Consider the following 14,471-nt stretch of genomic DNA (forward strand, 5'->3'; position numbering starts at 1 on the left):
ATGCAATGATACAATATAAATCATGCACTGTATGCATGAAAACGCGGGCGCTACGGGATGATGACCTTCATGGATCGCATGAGGGCAGCTTTCGACAGGACCGCTCATGACCCCGTCATCTCGTCTCCCCCCGACACATTTCACCCCGCCTCATGACCCCACGTCTCGCGCGCACGCGCCATCCAATGAGCCCGCGCAGTCCGAAAAAGCCCGACACCGTCCGGTCCGTTCCGGCAGGGTGCTTGCCGGCCTGTCTCTCGCCATCCTGCTTTCGCAGCTCGGCACGAACATCATCAATGTCGCCCTGCCGACGCTGGTGAAGGATCTCGGCGCCGATTTCGGATCGATACAGTGGGTTGTCGTCAGCTACCTGCTCGTCGTGACCGCGCTCATCGTCGGCGTCGGGCGTTTCGGTGACCAGCTCGGCAAGAAGCGGCTCTATCTCTGGGGGCTGGCCATCTTCATGGCCGCATCGGTGTTTTGCGCGCTCTCCACCAGTCTGCCGCAGCTGATCGCCGGCCGCGCCGGGCAGGGCCTTGGCGGCGCAATTCTGATGGCGCTTTCCTTCGCCTTCGTCGGCGAGGTCTTTCCCAAGCACCGGACCGGCTTTGCGATGGGTGTGCTGTCCACGATGGTCTCCCTCGGTATTGCTCTCGGGCCGTCTCTCGGCTCGCTCGCGCTCGCCGCCTTCGGCTGGCAGGCGGTGTTCTGGCTGAACTTGCCGTTCGGCCTGCTCGCCTTCCTGCTCGTCGGCCGTTATCTCCCCGACGCCATCGACGCACCGAAGCCTCCCGTTCAGAAGGCCGGTTTCGACTGGCTCGGCACGATCTTCCTCGCAGCGACACTCGGCGCCTATGCGCTTGCCATGACGTTCTCCGGCAAGCTCGGCTTTGGCGCCCCGCTCGTGCTTCAGCTCGGACTCGGCGCGGGCGTCGGCCTCGCGCTGTTTCTTGCGGTACAGGTGAAGGCACGCACCCCGCTTCTGAGGCTCGCCATGTTCGGCAATGCGCTACTTTCCACGAGCATGGCGATGAGCGTGCTGGTCTACGCCGTGATGATGGCCACGCTGGTTCTGGGACCTTTCTTTCTCTCGAAAGCGCTCGGCCTCGATACCCGCATGGTCGGTCTCGTCATGACCGTCGGCCCGCTGGCTGCCGCGATCATGGGCGTTCCTGCTGGTGCGATCGCCGACCGCATCGGTGCCAGGCTCGTCATGGTCGTCGGACTTGCACTTTTCACGATCGGCGCTTTCGCGATGTCCCGGGTGTCGCTCGACGGCGGGGTCGCCACCTATATCGTCGCGATCCTGTTCATCAGCATCGGGCTCGCCCTGTTCCAGACGCCCAACAACACCGCCGTCATGGCCGATGCCCGGCCGGAGCAGCGCGGCCTCGTTTCCGGTCTCCTCGCACTCGCCCGCAATCTTGGGCTTATTACCGGCGCATCGCTGATGGGTGCGCTCTTCGCCAGTGCAGCCAGCGGGATGGCGACCGCAACTGTGGCGACCGCAAACGCCGAGCTTGTGACGAACGGCATGCGCTTTACCTTCCGCATCGCAACGATGATGGCGGCGGCGGCGTTCCTGCTCTCCCTCACGACATTGCGGATACGCCGGGGTCGCGGCTGAGCCGCAGGCCTGGGACGACCGAAATTCTCCGTCGCCTCAGATAAACCGGGTCGATTTGGTGTATTCGTTGGTCTCCTGCAGCTTGGTGATCGAGCGGGAGAAATTCCGCACGGCGAAGGCGGAGTAGAGGATGTCCACGACCATGATCTGGGCGATCTTGGAGACCATGGATTCGTGATATTCCGGCCGGCCGAGCGGGACCGAGGTCGATGGCGTGAAGATCGCGATGTCGGCGTGCTTGACTAGGGGTGAGTCCGGAAACGAGGTGATGCAGATGGTGCGGGCGCCGAGGTCGTGCGCGGTCTCCAGTGCGCGCACCACCGGCTGCGTCCGCCCCGAATTGGAGATGGCGATCGCCGTCACGGTCGGGTCGAGCGCAACCGCCGAAATCTGTTGCACGCCCTGATCCTTGAAGAACAGGCATTTCTTGCCGATCCGCAGGAAGCGCGTCAGGCCATTCTCGACCGCCAGGGTCGACGATCCCATGGCGAAGAAGGCCAGAAGCTGCGAACTCTCGATCGCGTCGACCGCGGCCTTGATCACCGCCGGGTCGATCTGCATGAGCGTCTCGTTCAGGGTGTCGGTCAGGCGGAAATGAATCTTGCGGATGACGGTCTCGTGGTCGTCGGATTCGGTGATGTCCTCGTAGACGCGCGCCTGATCGCCGTCTTCCGACACCTCCGCCGGCGCCTGGGACAGCTCGGTCGCGATCGCGATCTTCATGTCCTGAAACGACCGGACCCCGATCTCCTTGACGAAGCGCGTGATCGTCGATTGCGAGACCTCGCAGTTGTCCGCGAGATCGGAGATGTGCATCGACTTGACCCTGTTGGGGAACTGCACGGTGAACTCGGCGATCCGACGAAGCGCCGGATTGAAGTAGGGCATACGCCGCCGGATCGTGGAGATCAGCGTCCCGCCCTGCTCCGTCGCCGGAACCCTCATGCCGGCATCGCCCGCTCGCTCACCCATTGCAGCCGTCCTGTCTGGCGGGCGCTCCGCGCCGGCCTGTCCTTCGCATCTGCCTGCCATCCTATTGAGAATTTATTTCGATGTTAGGTTTGACAGAATAAAATTCATTTTCTATGCTCCCATCAACATCGCACCCGGACACCGGGGCAGTTCGAAGGGGAGAGAAACCATGGAAATCCGGCGTCGCAGCCTGCTTGCAGGCATCGCGGGTCTGTCCGCGGGCGCAGCCCTCGCACCAGCCGCCGCGTTCGCGGCAGGCGAGAAGCGCGTGTATTACTACGCCTCGCAGCTGCTCGGGCATCCCTACCTGATCGACATGCATCTCGGCATGAGCTACGCGGCGAAGTCATTCGGCGTCGAGATCAAGACCGTCGGACCGCAGGGATGGGATCCGGTCGCGCATGCCGAGGCGGTCGAGCAATCGATCGCGAAGCGGCCCGCCGGTATCGTCACCTCGCTCTGGGAGCCGGGCGCACTCCCCGCCATCAAGCGCGCCCGTGAACAGGGTATTCCGGTCGTCGTCGTCGAAGCGATGGTGCCCGATCACGGCGCGCTGACGTTCATAGGGCTCGACAACTATCAGGCAGGCGTCGACACCGCGCGCGAACTCGTCCGGGTCGGCGGCACCAAAGGCCGCTACGCCGTGACCGGCAACTGGGGCGCGTCGAACACCGATGCCAAGGCGAAGGGCCTGACGGATTATCTTTCGGCCCATTCCGAATGGGAGCTTCTCGGCCGCGTCGACGACAAGGCGAACACCCAGGATGCCATCGACGCCGCCAAGTCGATGTTCAACACCTATCCGAACCTCACCGGCGTCGTCGGACTCGACTCGAGCTCCGGCAGCGGAATCGGGCTCGCGGCGGAAGAACTCGACATCGACCTGAGCGCGCTCGCCGTGGTGGTCAACGACCGCGAGGCGCCGGTGCTCGAACTGATCGAATCCGGTGCGATCGACAGCACGATCATCAACAAGACGGCGCTGCAGGCTTTCATGGCGATCGACGTGCTGGAGGCCTACAACACCCCAAGCAGCGGCTTCGCAGGCGTGCCGATCTCTGCCGACAACGCCAAGGCCGGCGTCGTGCCGTTCCCGCAGAACATCTACATGGGGACCGCCGTCATCAACCGGGACAACGTGGCCCTGTTCAAGGCCGAGAACCTTCCGCAGAAGACCTGAGCGGGAGCCGGGCAATGAACGCTGGAGAACTGTTGCGCCTCAACGGCGTGGCGAAGACCTATGGCGCCGTGCGGGCGCTGCGCGACGTCAGCTTCTCGGTCGCCTCCGGGGAGGTGCATGCCATCCTCGGCGAGAACGGCGCCGGCAAGTCGACGTTGATGCGCATCATCAGCGGCAGCGCTTCGCCGTCGGCGGGCGAAGTCCGTTTCGAAGGCAAACCGGTGAGTGTGTTCTCGCCCGCTCATGCCCGCGATCTCGGCATCGCGATGGTGCATCAGGAACTGGCGGTGTTCCCGGACCTCAGCGTCGCGGAGAACATCTTTCCGGATGGCATCTTCCGGACGCGGTCCGGCCTGTGCGACTGGGGACGGACCCGCGACCGAGCCCGCGCGGCGCTGGACCGCTTCGATGTCGACATCGATGTCGACGCGCCGGTTTCCGAGCTCACGCTCGGCCAGCGGCAGATCGTCGAGATCCTGCGCGCGGTCAGCCGGGACAACAAGATCGTCATTCTCGACGAACCGACATCGGGCCTCTCCAGCCACGAAGCCGGCATCCTGATGGAGATGGTCAAGACGCTGCGGGCCCGCGGGCAGACCATCCTCTATATCTCGCATCGCCTGAGCGAGGTCGTCGAACTCGGCGATCGAATCACGGTGCTGCGGGACGGCTGCTCGGTCGAGACGGTCCGCAACGAAGCCCTCTCCGAGAACGATCTTGCGGCCATGATGGTCGGCCGCGACATCGGTTCGATCGGCGGCCCGCGGCCTGCGCGCGCGTTCCCGACGGCGCCACCGGTGTTCGAGGCCCGCGCCCTGGCGGGCCGGGCGGTCGCGGGTGTCGACATCGCCCTGCGACGGGGCGAAATCCTCGGCGTCTTCGGTCTCGAAGGATCGGGGGTCGCCGAGCTGATGCGCCTGCTGTTCGGCCTCGATCCCGCCAGCGCCGGCGAGATCGCGGTCGGTGGCGAGACAATCCGCCGGGTGGAGCCTCGGGCAATGATCGACCGTGGCGTCGGCTATCTCGCCCAGGACCGCAAAGCGGCCGGCCTCTATCTCGGGATGGCCGCATCGGAATCGATCTCCGCAGCGGTGCTCGACAGGTTGTCGCCGGGCGGCTTCGTATCACGCCGCCGCGTCGCCGCGCTCGCGGAGCAGGCGATCGGCGAGCAATCGATCCGGATCGCCTCGCCGCAGGTGCAGCCAAGACGGCTCAGCGGCGGCAATCAGCAGAAGGTGATGATCGCCGCCTGTCTGGCGCCGGGTCCGGACGTGCTCCTCGTCAACGATCCGACGCGCGGCATCGATGTCGGCACCAAGGCCGAAATCCACCGCCGCCTGATCTCGATGTCGGAAGGCGGCCGCAGCATGATCGTTGCATCGGCCGAACTTCCCGAACTGATCGCGATCTGCGACCGCATCCTGGTGATGCGCCGACAGCGGATGGCCGGATATCTCGAGGGCGCCGAGATCAGCGAGGAGGCGGTGATGCGCCTCGCAGCCGGTGGCTTGCACTAGAGCATAACCCGTTCAGATCGAACCGATCTGAACGATAAGGATATGCTCAAGCTTTTGAATCTGGAGCAATTTCTTGTCGATCTGATGAGTCCATCAGATCGGAAAGCTCTCTAGCGCACATTCCCCTTGTCCGGGTCGGCTCGCTCGATCGCGACGGAAGGTCCGTCGACGGGCTTTCTCATCTCCAAGCGGCGCCGGCCCCGCTCCGGCACCAAGGAATGACAGATGACCATTCTCTCATCCCACGCGGCCGAGGGGTTGCTCGGCCGAGCGGCCGTCTCGACCCGCCGCTGCCTCGCAGGGCCTGCTCCTCTCCTGATGGCGCTCATCGCGCTCTGCCTGCTGCTGGGGCTGACGAAGCCGCAGTTCGCCACCTACAACAATCTCTATTCGGTGCTCTACGGCGTCTCGCTGAACGCCTTCGCCGTGCTCGGCTTTACGCTGGTGATGGCGGGGGGCGAGATCGACCTTTCGGTCGGCTCGGTGTTCGCCTTCACCGGGATGGCGACCGGAATGTTGATGGCGGAGGGCGTGCCGGTCTATCCGGCGATCGGTATCGCACTGGTCGGGGCGGCGCTGATCGGCTTCGTCAACGGTTTCCTCGTGGTACGCTTCCGGGTCAATTCGCTGATGCTCACCATCGGCACGATGCTGGTCGTGCGCGGCCTCGCCGACGTGATGGCGAGCACGCTCTCGGGTGCGACCTTCGCCAAGCCATTCCGCGAGGTGGCGCGTATCCGCGTCGGTGACGTCAATCTCTGGCTGGTCGTGCTCATCGTCCTCACGATTCTGTTCGGCGTGTTCGAACGCCGTCACCGCATCGCCCGGCGCATCTTCCAGATCGGCGAAAGTCCCGAAACCGCAGTGATATATGGCGTCCGCGCCGGTGCGCTGAAGCTGTCGCTTTTCGTGCTGTCGGCAGTGACCGCCGGCATCGGCGGCATCCTCGCGGCATCGCGCAACACCCATGCAGACCCGAAGATCGGCCTCGGCCTGGAGTTCCTGCTCGTCACCGCGGCGATCATCGGCGGAGCGAGCCTGTCCGGCGGCCGCGGCAGCGTGCCGGGTGCGGTCCTGGGCCTGCTGTTCCTCGCAGTCATCGTGAACGGAATGGTGATGTTCGACGTCGAGCCGCTGATCCAGCAACTCGTCATCGGCGTGCTCCTCGTCGCCGCCGTGTCCTTCGACCTCCTCGTACGACGCTGGAGCGGACGATGATCAAGACGCGCCTCTTCTCTCGGCCGGAAATCAAGCCGCTGCTGCTGGCCGCGGCGTCGGTGCTGGTGCTTTGCCAGAACTGGTCGGTCTTTACGGACGCGGACAATCTCGCATCACTCCAGTCCGCCATCGCACCCGCGGCTATCGTTGCCGTGGGCCTCACAATCCTGCTGATTGCAGGATCGTTCGACCTTTCGATCGGCGCCATCGCAGGCCTGGCCGGCGTCGTGCTCGCGCTAACGCTTTCCGGCGGCGCTCCCCTGGCGGTGGCGGTATCGGCCGCGCTTGCCGCGGGTGCAGCGATCGGTGTCCTCAACGGCGTACTGGTGACCATCATCGGCATAAACCCGCTGATCGCGACGCTCGCCACGACCTATATCGTCCGCGGCATCATCGAGACGACGATCTCGGGACTCGGCGTCGGCGGCTTCACAGCGCTGGGCGATGGGCTCTCGGCTCTGGGCTCGAGCACAATACTCGGCCTCTATCCCATGACATGGGCGGCCATCGTGCTGGCGGCAGGCGCCACCGTCCTGCTCTCCGGAAGCCGCATCGGCCGGCGGCTCTATTATGCCGGTGGCAACCCCGAAGCGGCGGCGATGCTCGGCCTGTCGGTGCGGCGCATCCGGTTCGCGGCCTTTGTCGCCATGGGGGTGGTCGCGGCGCTCGCCGGCGTGTTCATGACCGCGCGCGTCGGGATGGCCAACCGGTATCTCGGCATCGGGCTCGAGATGCAGACCATCATCGCCTGCCTGCTCGGTGGCGCGTCGATCGCAGGCGGCCGTGGCTCGGTGCCGGGCTCCATTCTCGGCGTGATCTTCGTCGCATTGGTCAACAACGCCTTCAACCTCTTCGAGGTGCGGGCGGAATGGCAGAACGTGGCGATCGGCGGCGTACTCGTCGGCGCCGTCGTGATGGACGCCTATGTCAACCTGCTGCGGCGCCGGTCCGTGGCGGCAGTTGCCGCGTGAATGGAGGCCGGAGACAATGCTCTTTCAGACCACCCAGCGCATCCTCCTCGGACCGGGAACGTTCTCCCGGCTCGGCACAGAGGCTGCCCGGCTCGGCGCCCGCCGCGTCCTCCTCGTCAGCGATCCCGGCCTCGTCACCGCCGGCCTGCCCGCACGCGCGGCGGAGATCCTGTCCGGCAGCGGGCTGTCGATAACGCTGCACACCGACGTCGAGCCTGATCCTGGAATCGAGACGGCGCTCGCCGCCGCGCGCGCTGCGATCGCCGCAGACGCCGACCTTGTCGTCGGACTGGGCGGCGGCTCGGCGATGGACGTCGCCAAGGTCGCGGCCATAGCGTCGGTGAACGGCCTCGACCTCGCACTCATGTTCGGGACGGATCTGGTTCCAAGACCCGGGTTGCCGACTATCCTCGTGCCGACGACCGCCGGCACGGGCAGCGAGGTCACGCCGATCTCGATCCTCTCGGACCACACCGAGAAGCTCAAGAAGGGCATCGTCAGTCCCTATCTTCTGCCGGCAACGGCCATCGTCGATGCGGAACTGACGGTCGGCGTGCCTCCGGCCGTCACGGCGGCAAGCGGCATGGATGCGCTGCTGCACGCCGTCGAGGCCTTCACGTCGCGCAACGCCTCGCCCATGAGCGACCTGTTCGCGACGAAGGCGATCTCGCTGATCTCTGCCAACCTTCGCACCGCCTATGCCGACGGTTCGAATATCCGCGCCCGGGCGGCAATGAGCGAAGGAAGCATGCTCGCCGGGATAGCGTTCGCCAACGCCGGCGTCACGGCCGTCCACGCCTTCGCCTATCCAATCGGCGCGGAGTTTCATATCCCGCACGGCGTTGCGAACTCGATCATGATGGGGCCGGTGCTCGCTTTCAACGCCATCGGAAATCTCGACCGCTTCGGCACGGTGGCAACGGCGCTCGGCGCGGACACGAACGGTCTCTCGTCGCGCGAAGCGGCAATGAAGGCTCTCGCCATGATGGAAGAACTGGCCGACGACGTGGGCGTGCCGCGACGGCTGGCGCCGTTCGGTGTGACGGCGGACGACATCCCGCGCCTCTCGGCGAGCGTGATGACGGTCACACGGCTTCTTGCCAACAACCCGCGACGGCTGACGGTTGACGATGCAGAGCGGCTCTATCGCGCCGTTCTCTGATCCCGAATAATCCCATCAAATTCAGATCGCCAGATGGTGCGGCCGCATTTCGGAGGTGAATTTCGCGCACTTGCCTTCGTATCGAAATTATTTCCATTGACATATCCATGGATGTAATTAATTTCATTTCCATCGAGGGCCGCTGCGACGGCTCCGGTCAGGGCGCCACAGAGCGCCGCGACGGCTCCGCCGAAGAGAGCCGGAAACGATGAGGGAGCGAACGGGATGTCGAGCTATGTGCTTGGCTGCGATCTCGGGACCATGGGCACCAAGACGGCGCTCTACAGCGCCAATGGTCGCGTCGCGGCAGAAGCCTTTCAGGAATCGAAAATCTGCTACCCGCGCCCGAGCGTGGTCGAGCAGGACCCGGACGACATCTTCGCCTCGGCGGTGGCAACCATCCGCGCCGTGATCGAACAGAGCGGCGTCCATCCAGGGCAGATCGCCGGCATCGCCTTCGACGGCCAGATGGCGGGGATGATCAATCTCGACGCGAACTGGGGTGTCGTCACGCCCTACGATTCCTGGCTCGATACACGCTGTGCCCGCTACATCCCCGTCCTCAAGATGCGCGAGAGCGAGATCATCGCCTCGTCGGGCGGCGCACCGAGCTTCAATCATGGCGCCAAGATGCTGTTCTGGAAGAACGAGCATCCCGAGATCTATGCCCGCATCGCCAAGTTCACGATGCTTTCGTCCTACGTCGCCGGCCGCATGGCGGGCCTCAAAGGCGAAGATGCCTTCATCGACCGATCCTATCTCGGCCTCTCGAACTTCGCCGATACCAGCAACAGCTGCTGGAATACCGATCTCGTCGAAACCTTCGGCCTCGACCCAAAGAAGCTGCCCCGCATCGTCGATCCGTGGGAGATCATCGGCGCGGTCACGCCGGAAATGGCGCGGCTGACCGGCCTCGCCGCAGGAACGCCCATTGCCGCGGGCTGCGGCGACGCCACCGCGAACATCCTCGGCGCCGGCATCGTCGAGCCCGGCACGCTGTTCGATGTGGCCGGCACGGCCTCGGTGCTCTCGATCGTCACGGACCGCTTCGCCACCGACACCCGGCACAAGATGCTCTACATGTGCCCCCACGCCGCGCCGGGCCTGTACTTCGCCATGGCCTATGTCAACGGCGGTGGCCTCAATCTGCGCTGGTTCCGCGACCAGTTCGGCCAGGTCGAGAAACTCATCAGCGAGGCCGATGGCGAGAACGTCTACCAGCGCCTCGGGCGAATGGCCGAGAAGGCCCCGCCGGGCGCCGGCAAGCTGCTGTTCCTGCCGCACCTCGGCGGCCGCGTCTGCCCGAACAACGCGACGGTGCGCGGTGCCATCATGGGGCTGAGCTGGGGGCACACCAAGAACCACATCTTCCGCGCCATCCTGGAAGGTATCGGCTACGAGTACGCCTACTATCTCAAGGCCTGCCGCGACCTGATGCCGGAGTTCCGGCCGAAGCGCATCGTCGGCATCGGTGGCGGAGCCCGCAGCCGGATCTTCAAGCAGATCAAGGCCGATATCCTGGGTGTTCCCTACATGAGCCTCGATCGCGAGGAATGCGGCACGCTCGGCGCGGCGCTCGTCGCCGGCCACGCGGCCGGTCTTTTCTCCGACATGGCGGCGACGGCGGAATCCTTCACCCGGCCGACCGGCGAGGCGGTGAGCCCCGATCCCGAACGCCACGCGTTCTATCAGCCGCTCGCCCGGGCCTACGTCACCATGCTCGAGAGCACGCAAGCCGTGTTCGACGAACTCGCCGCAATCGAGGACTTCGTGCCCTCGGAGCGGGCCATGGCAGCCGAATGACGGCAGCCGAAAACGGCAGTGCAATGAACGGGAGGCGGGCATGAACCAGCCGCAGCGCATCGAGTTTTCGCCCGGCCCGGCGGGGCGCGGTTTCCGCCGGCTGGAAGGCAGCGTCGCCGTCGTCACGGGCGGCTCCTTCGGCATCGGCCTCGCCACGGCCCGCCTGCTCGCGAGCGAAGGCGCGGCTATCGCCATCATCGCCCGCCAGGACGACCGGCTTGCCGGCGCGCAGGCGGAGCTGGAGGCGATCGCGGGTGAAGGCCAGTGCATGGCGATGTCGGGCGACGTGCGCTCGGAGGCTGACGTCGGCACCTTCTTCGACGCGGTCGCGAGGCAGTTCGGCGGCTTCGACGTGGTCGTCAGCAATGCCGGCTCGCACCACGGCGCCGCGATCGAGGACACCAGCCTCGACGACTGGAGCCGCATGATGGAAACCCACGCTGGCGGTGCCTTCCTCGTCAGCCGTGCGGCGTTCCGCTTCTGGAAGGGTGCGCGCCGCGGTGGCCGCCTCGTGTTCGTCGCGTCCAAGGCGGCGGTCGCCTCCACGCCGAAGGCGGCGGCCTACAGCGCCGCGAAGGCTGCGCAGTTCCATCTCGCGCGGTGCCTTGCGGAGGAAGGCGGGCCGTTCGGCATCCGCGTCAACACCGTGCTTCCGGACGGCGTGATCCGCGGCACCGGCATCTTCTCGCCGGAGCAGCGGATCGCCGCCGCGAGCCGTCACGGTGTCGCGCCGGACGCGCTCGAGCACTTCTACGCCCAACGCAACGCGCTGAAAGCGTCGATCACGCCGGAAGATGTCGCGCGGGCGATCCTGTTTCTCGCCTGCGACGAAAGCGCGGTCATCAATGGCGCCGGCCTCACCGTCGACGGCGGCGTGCCGACCGGCTACCTGCGTTGAAGGACAAGACGATGAACGCCTTCGATTCCGCCCTGTCTATCGCGCCCCGTCACGGGAGTCGGAGCAGTTCGGCCCGCCTGTTCGATCCGGTCACGTTTCGCGGGATGACCGCGCGCAACCGCATCATGATGTCGGCGATGTGCCAGTATTCGGCCATCGATGGCATGGCCGATGACTGGCATCATGTGCACTACACCTCGCGGGCTGTGGGCGGCGCGGGTCTGATCTCCTTCGAAATGACGGCCGTCGATCCGCTTGGGCGCATTACTCCGGGTTGCCTCGGACTCTGGCGTGACGATCAGGCCGCCGCCCTCGCCCCCATTGTGGCCGACATTCGCCGCCATGGCGCGAAAGCCGGGCTTCAGCTCGGACACGCCGGCCGCAAGGGCGAGCATTTCGAGCAAGGCCTCGTCGCGCCGAGTGCGATCCGCTTCCACGACGACTGGCCTGTGCCACACGAACTGTCGACGGCCGAGGCCACCGACCTCGTCCTCCGCTATGGCGAAGCAGCGGCGCGGGCCGACGCGGCCGGTTTCGACTATGTCGAGATCCACGCCGCTCACGGCTATCTGATCAACCAGTTCCTGTCGCCGCTTTCGAACCGGCGCACAGACCGCTACGGGCTCGACCGCCGCCTGTTCCTGATGGAGGTACTTGAAGCGGTGCGTGGCGCCTGGCCGGCCGAAAAGCCGATCTTCATCAAGCTGTCCGTCGTCGAGCGCGACGAGGGCGGCGCGACGGTGGCCGATGTCGTCGATCTCGCGCGTGCCGTGGCACCGTCTGTGGACCTCTGCATCGCCAGTTCCGGTGCGATGACACCGACCAGAGGCATCCGCATCGACAGCTTTCCCGGCTACCAGGTGCCGTTCGCGGAGGCCTTGAAGCGCGAGGCCGGCGTGGCCGTCGCCGCCGTCGGAATGCTCGACCATCCCCTTCTTGCCGAGGAGGTGGTGAAGAACGGCCGTGCCGATGTCGTTGCCGTCGGCCGGGAATTCCTGCGCGACCCCTACTGGCCGCTTCATGCCGCACGCGTGCTCGGCATCGAAACCGAGTGGCCCAGGCAATACAAGAAGGCGAAGGACGACTGGAGGTATTTTCCTTAGTCAGATCGCAGGTCTGGCTAAATCCTTCGCTGGAAGACGGGTCTATCCGGAACTGAATGCCTGATCATGCCCTGTTCGGATCGCTTCGATCCTGACGGGACATGCGCCGGTCGACCTCGCACGCCATCCAACCCTGACCGACATAACGCTGCAACAGGAGCGAACGATGCCGCACGCCGGTGATATGCTGACTGAAATGCTGATCGAATACGGCGTCGAGTGTGTCTTCGGCATGCCCGGCGGCCAGACATCCGGCCTTTACGAGGGAATCTCGACGCGCCAGTCGCGCATCCGGCATGTCCTCGTGCGCGACGAGCGGAACGGGGTCTACGCCGCCGACGCCTATGCGCGCCTCACCGGAAAGCCGGGCGTGTGCGACGTAACCGTCGGACCGGGCTGCACCAAGCTCACCGACGGCTTCGTCGAAGCGCTCAACGCCTCGATCCCCTTGATCGCGATCGTCGGCGAACTGCCGCGCGACTGGCTGCCGCTGAAGACGAAAGGTGTGGCGAGCCAGGGGTTCGACCAGCTTTCCTACCTCAAGTCGATCTCCAAGGAAGCGTTCATGGTGCCGAGCGCCGCCGCGTTTCCGGAATTGATCCGCACCGCGTTCCGCATCGCCACCTCGCCGCGCCCCGGCCCGGTCGCCCTGATCGTGCCCCACGACGTCATGGACGCCGAGTGGGATCCGGCGGCCTCGCCGGTCATGATCGACGACCGCTATGTCCGGATGCCCGCGCATCGCGCCCGCGCGCTGCGGGAGCATCTCGAAGCGGCGGCCGCGCTGATCGGCAAGGCCCAGCGCCCGCTCGTTATCGCCGGCGGCGGCGTTCATGCGTCCGGTGCCTATGACGAACTGGAGACGCTCGCGCGGACGTCCGGGGCTGTCGTCGCCACGTCGCTCTCGGGCAAGGGCGTGATCGACGAAACCGACCCGCTTGCGGTCGGCGTGCTCAACCCGATGGGCTCCAAGGCCGCGCTTGCGCTCGCCCCTGAAGCCGACCTCATCATCTGGTGCGGTTCGAAAGCGAGCCAGAACACCGCGAACAACTGGACGCTGCCGACCGCGAGCCAGGCGACCATCACCATTGACGACGATCCGCAGGAGCATGGCCGAACCTTCCGGCCGACCGTCGCGCTGTTCGGCGACATCCGCGAAGTGCTTCGCGAGCTCAATCCCATGCTCGCGGCGCGCACGATGCCGGAGTGGCAGGCCCGCGTCTCGGCCGTTCAGGCAGAACAGGCCGGCATCATCGCGGCGGACATGGCATCGACGGCTGTGCCGCTCCATCCCGGCCGCGTGCTGAAGAGCCTCGCCGCCCGCCTTGGCGAGGACGATGTCGTCATTTCCGATGCAAGCTTCGCTTCCGGCTGGATCGGCCAGTACCTGCCGGCGAAGAAGGCGGCCCGCCGCTTCCTCTACGCCCGTGGACAGGGCAGCCTCGGCTATGCCGTCCCGGCCTCCATCGGGGCCTCAATGGTCCGCCCCGGCCGCCATGTGGTGACGATCTCCGGCGACGGAGGGTTCTCGTTCGCGATCGGCGAACTCGCCACCCAGGCCCAGAACGGCTTTCCCGTCGTCAACGTGGTGTTCAACAACGGCACGCTCGGCTGGCTGCAGATGTGGGAGAAGATCTTCTACAACGGCACCCGCCTCTCGGTGGATCTGGAATCGAACCTCGCGCGGCCGAGTTACGGGGCTGCCGGCGCCGGGCTGGGTCTCAAGGCGTTCTTCGTCAACCACCCGGACGAGATCGACGCCGCGCTCGACGGCGCATTCGCCCATGACGGCCCGTCCGTCGTCGAAGTCCGTACCGATCCGACGGCGACCCCGATCCACAGCCTGCGCCGCCGCCTCGAGAACCCCAACCCCGAACAGAAGCGACCCGGCACCGTGTATGCGCTGCGGGCTTGGAAGCAGTCGCCCGACTTGCCCGAACCCGTTGCTTCCGGGCCGGAGGCAGCGGAACACGCACCCGCGCTGATCGACGGCTGACGTAACAGTCCAGGAGGAAACATC

The 14,471-nt window shown here is 65.8% G+C and carries 11 protein-coding genes; 10 read left to right on the plus strand and 1 reads right to left on the minus strand.

The genetic code is table 11. The annotated features are described in order from the left end of the window. Positions 1–238: 238 nt before the first annotated feature. Positions 239–1,627 carry an MFS transporter gene (locus BUF17_RS12710; RefSeq protein WP_073629162.1) on the plus strand — a complete coding sequence of 463 codons (1,389 nt, stop codon included), beginning with the start codon at positions 239–241 and terminating at the stop codon, positions 1,625–1,627. A 36-nt stretch (positions 1,628–1,663) separates the two neighbouring features. Here BUF17_RS12710 and BUF17_RS12715 read toward each other — a convergent pair whose 3' ends face one another. Beyond that, positions 1,664–2,599, minus strand: coding sequence for a MurR/RpiR family transcriptional regulator (locus BUF17_RS12715; protein WP_244530863.1), 936 nt, complete (start codon positions 2,597–2,599; stop codon positions 1,664–1,666). Positions 2,600–2,768: 169 nt separating this feature from the next. Between BUF17_RS12715 and BUF17_RS12720 the strand changes: the two genes are divergently transcribed. From BUF17_RS12720 to BUF17_RS12760, 9 genes are all read left to right on the plus strand, one after another. Continuing rightward, positions 2,769–3,779 carry a substrate-binding domain-containing protein gene (locus BUF17_RS12720; RefSeq protein WP_073629164.1) on the plus strand — a complete coding sequence of 337 codons (1,011 nt, stop codon included), beginning with the start codon at positions 2,769–2,771 and terminating at the stop codon, positions 3,777–3,779. A 14-nt stretch (positions 3,780–3,793) separates the two neighbouring features. Then, the gene (locus tag BUF17_RS12725; protein WP_073629166.1) at positions 3,794–5,296 is read left to right on the plus strand and encodes a sugar ABC transporter ATP-binding protein; all 1,503 of its coding nucleotides are present in this window, start codon (positions 3,794–3,796) and stop codon (positions 5,294–5,296) included. A gap of 225 nt (positions 5,297–5,521) precedes the next feature. Then, entirely contained in the window at positions 5,522–6,514 is a 993-nt protein-coding gene (locus tag BUF17_RS12730) for an ABC transporter permease (RefSeq protein ID WP_084564583.1), read from the plus strand. Further along, positions 6,511–7,485 (plus strand): ABC transporter permease, encoded by a 975-nt coding sequence (locus tag BUF17_RS12735; RefSeq protein WP_073629170.1) that lies wholly within the window; start codon positions 6,511–6,513, stop codon positions 7,483–7,485. The genes BUF17_RS12730 and BUF17_RS12735 overlap by 4 nt, the downstream gene beginning before the upstream one ends. Positions 7,486–7,501: 16 nt before the next feature. Further along, positions 7,502–8,647: an iron-containing alcohol dehydrogenase gene (locus BUF17_RS12740; RefSeq protein WP_073629172.1), complete on the plus strand. Its 1,146-nt coding sequence runs from the start codon at positions 7,502–7,504 to the stop codon at positions 8,645–8,647. Between the two features lie 225 nt (positions 8,648–8,872). Further along, positions 8,873–10,450 (plus strand): xylulokinase, encoded by a 1,578-nt coding sequence (locus BUF17_RS12745; protein WP_073629174.1) that lies wholly within the window; start codon positions 8,873–8,875, stop codon positions 10,448–10,450. 40 nt (positions 10,451–10,490) lie between these two features. Then, positions 10,491–11,348, plus strand: coding sequence for an SDR family oxidoreductase (locus tag BUF17_RS12750; protein WP_073629176.1), 858 nt, complete (start codon positions 10,491–10,493; stop codon positions 11,346–11,348). Between the two features lie 11 nt (positions 11,349–11,359). Then, positions 11,360–12,451 (plus strand): NADH:flavin oxidoreductase/NADH oxidase, encoded by a 1,092-nt coding sequence (locus BUF17_RS12755; protein WP_073629178.1) that lies wholly within the window; start codon positions 11,360–11,362, stop codon positions 12,449–12,451. Positions 12,452–12,617: 166 nt separating this feature from the next. After that, positions 12,618–14,447 (plus strand): thiamine pyrophosphate-binding protein, encoded by a 1,830-nt coding sequence (locus BUF17_RS12760; protein WP_073629180.1) that lies wholly within the window; start codon positions 12,618–12,620, stop codon positions 14,445–14,447. The last annotated feature ends 24 nt before the right edge of the window (positions 14,448–14,471 follow it).

The sequence above is a fragment of the Pseudoxanthobacter soli DSM 19599 genome (assembly GCF_900148505.1).
GTDB lineage: Bacteria > Pseudomonadota > Alphaproteobacteria > Rhizobiales > Segnochrobactraceae > Pseudoxanthobacter > Pseudoxanthobacter soli.

Excerpts from the sequence above, each read along its gene's own strand:
- BUF17_RS12715 (WP_244530863.1), bottom strand. The coding sequence starts at position 2,599 with ATGGGTGAGCGAGCGGGCGATGCCGGCATGAGGGTTCCGGCGACGGAG.
- BUF17_RS12720 (WP_073629164.1), top strand. The coding sequence starts at position 2,769 with ATGGAAATCCGGCGTCGCAGCCTGCTTGCAGGCATCGCGGGTCTGTCC.
- BUF17_RS12725 (WP_073629166.1), top strand. The coding sequence starts at position 3,794 with ATGAACGCTGGAGAACTGTTGCGCCTCAACGGCGTGGCGAAGACCTAT.
- BUF17_RS12730 (WP_084564583.1), top strand. The coding sequence starts at position 5,522 with ATGACCATTCTCTCATCCCACGCGGCCGAGGGGTTGCTCGGCCGAGCG.
- BUF17_RS12735 (WP_073629170.1), top strand. The coding sequence starts at position 6,511 with ATGATCAAGACGCGCCTCTTCTCTCGGCCGGAAATCAAGCCGCTGCTG.
- BUF17_RS12740 (WP_073629172.1), top strand. The coding sequence starts at position 7,502 with ATGCTCTTTCAGACCACCCAGCGCATCCTCCTCGGACCGGGAACGTTC.
- BUF17_RS12745 (WP_073629174.1), top strand. The coding sequence starts at position 8,873 with ATGTCGAGCTATGTGCTTGGCTGCGATCTCGGGACCATGGGCACCAAG.
- BUF17_RS12750 (WP_073629176.1), top strand. The coding sequence starts at position 10,491 with ATGAACCAGCCGCAGCGCATCGAGTTTTCGCCCGGCCCGGCGGGGCGC.
- BUF17_RS12755 (WP_073629178.1), top strand. The coding sequence starts at position 11,360 with ATGAACGCCTTCGATTCCGCCCTGTCTATCGCGCCCCGTCACGGGAGT.
- BUF17_RS12760 (WP_073629180.1), top strand. The coding sequence starts at position 12,618 with ATGCCGCACGCCGGTGATATGCTGACTGAAATGCTGATCGAATACGGC.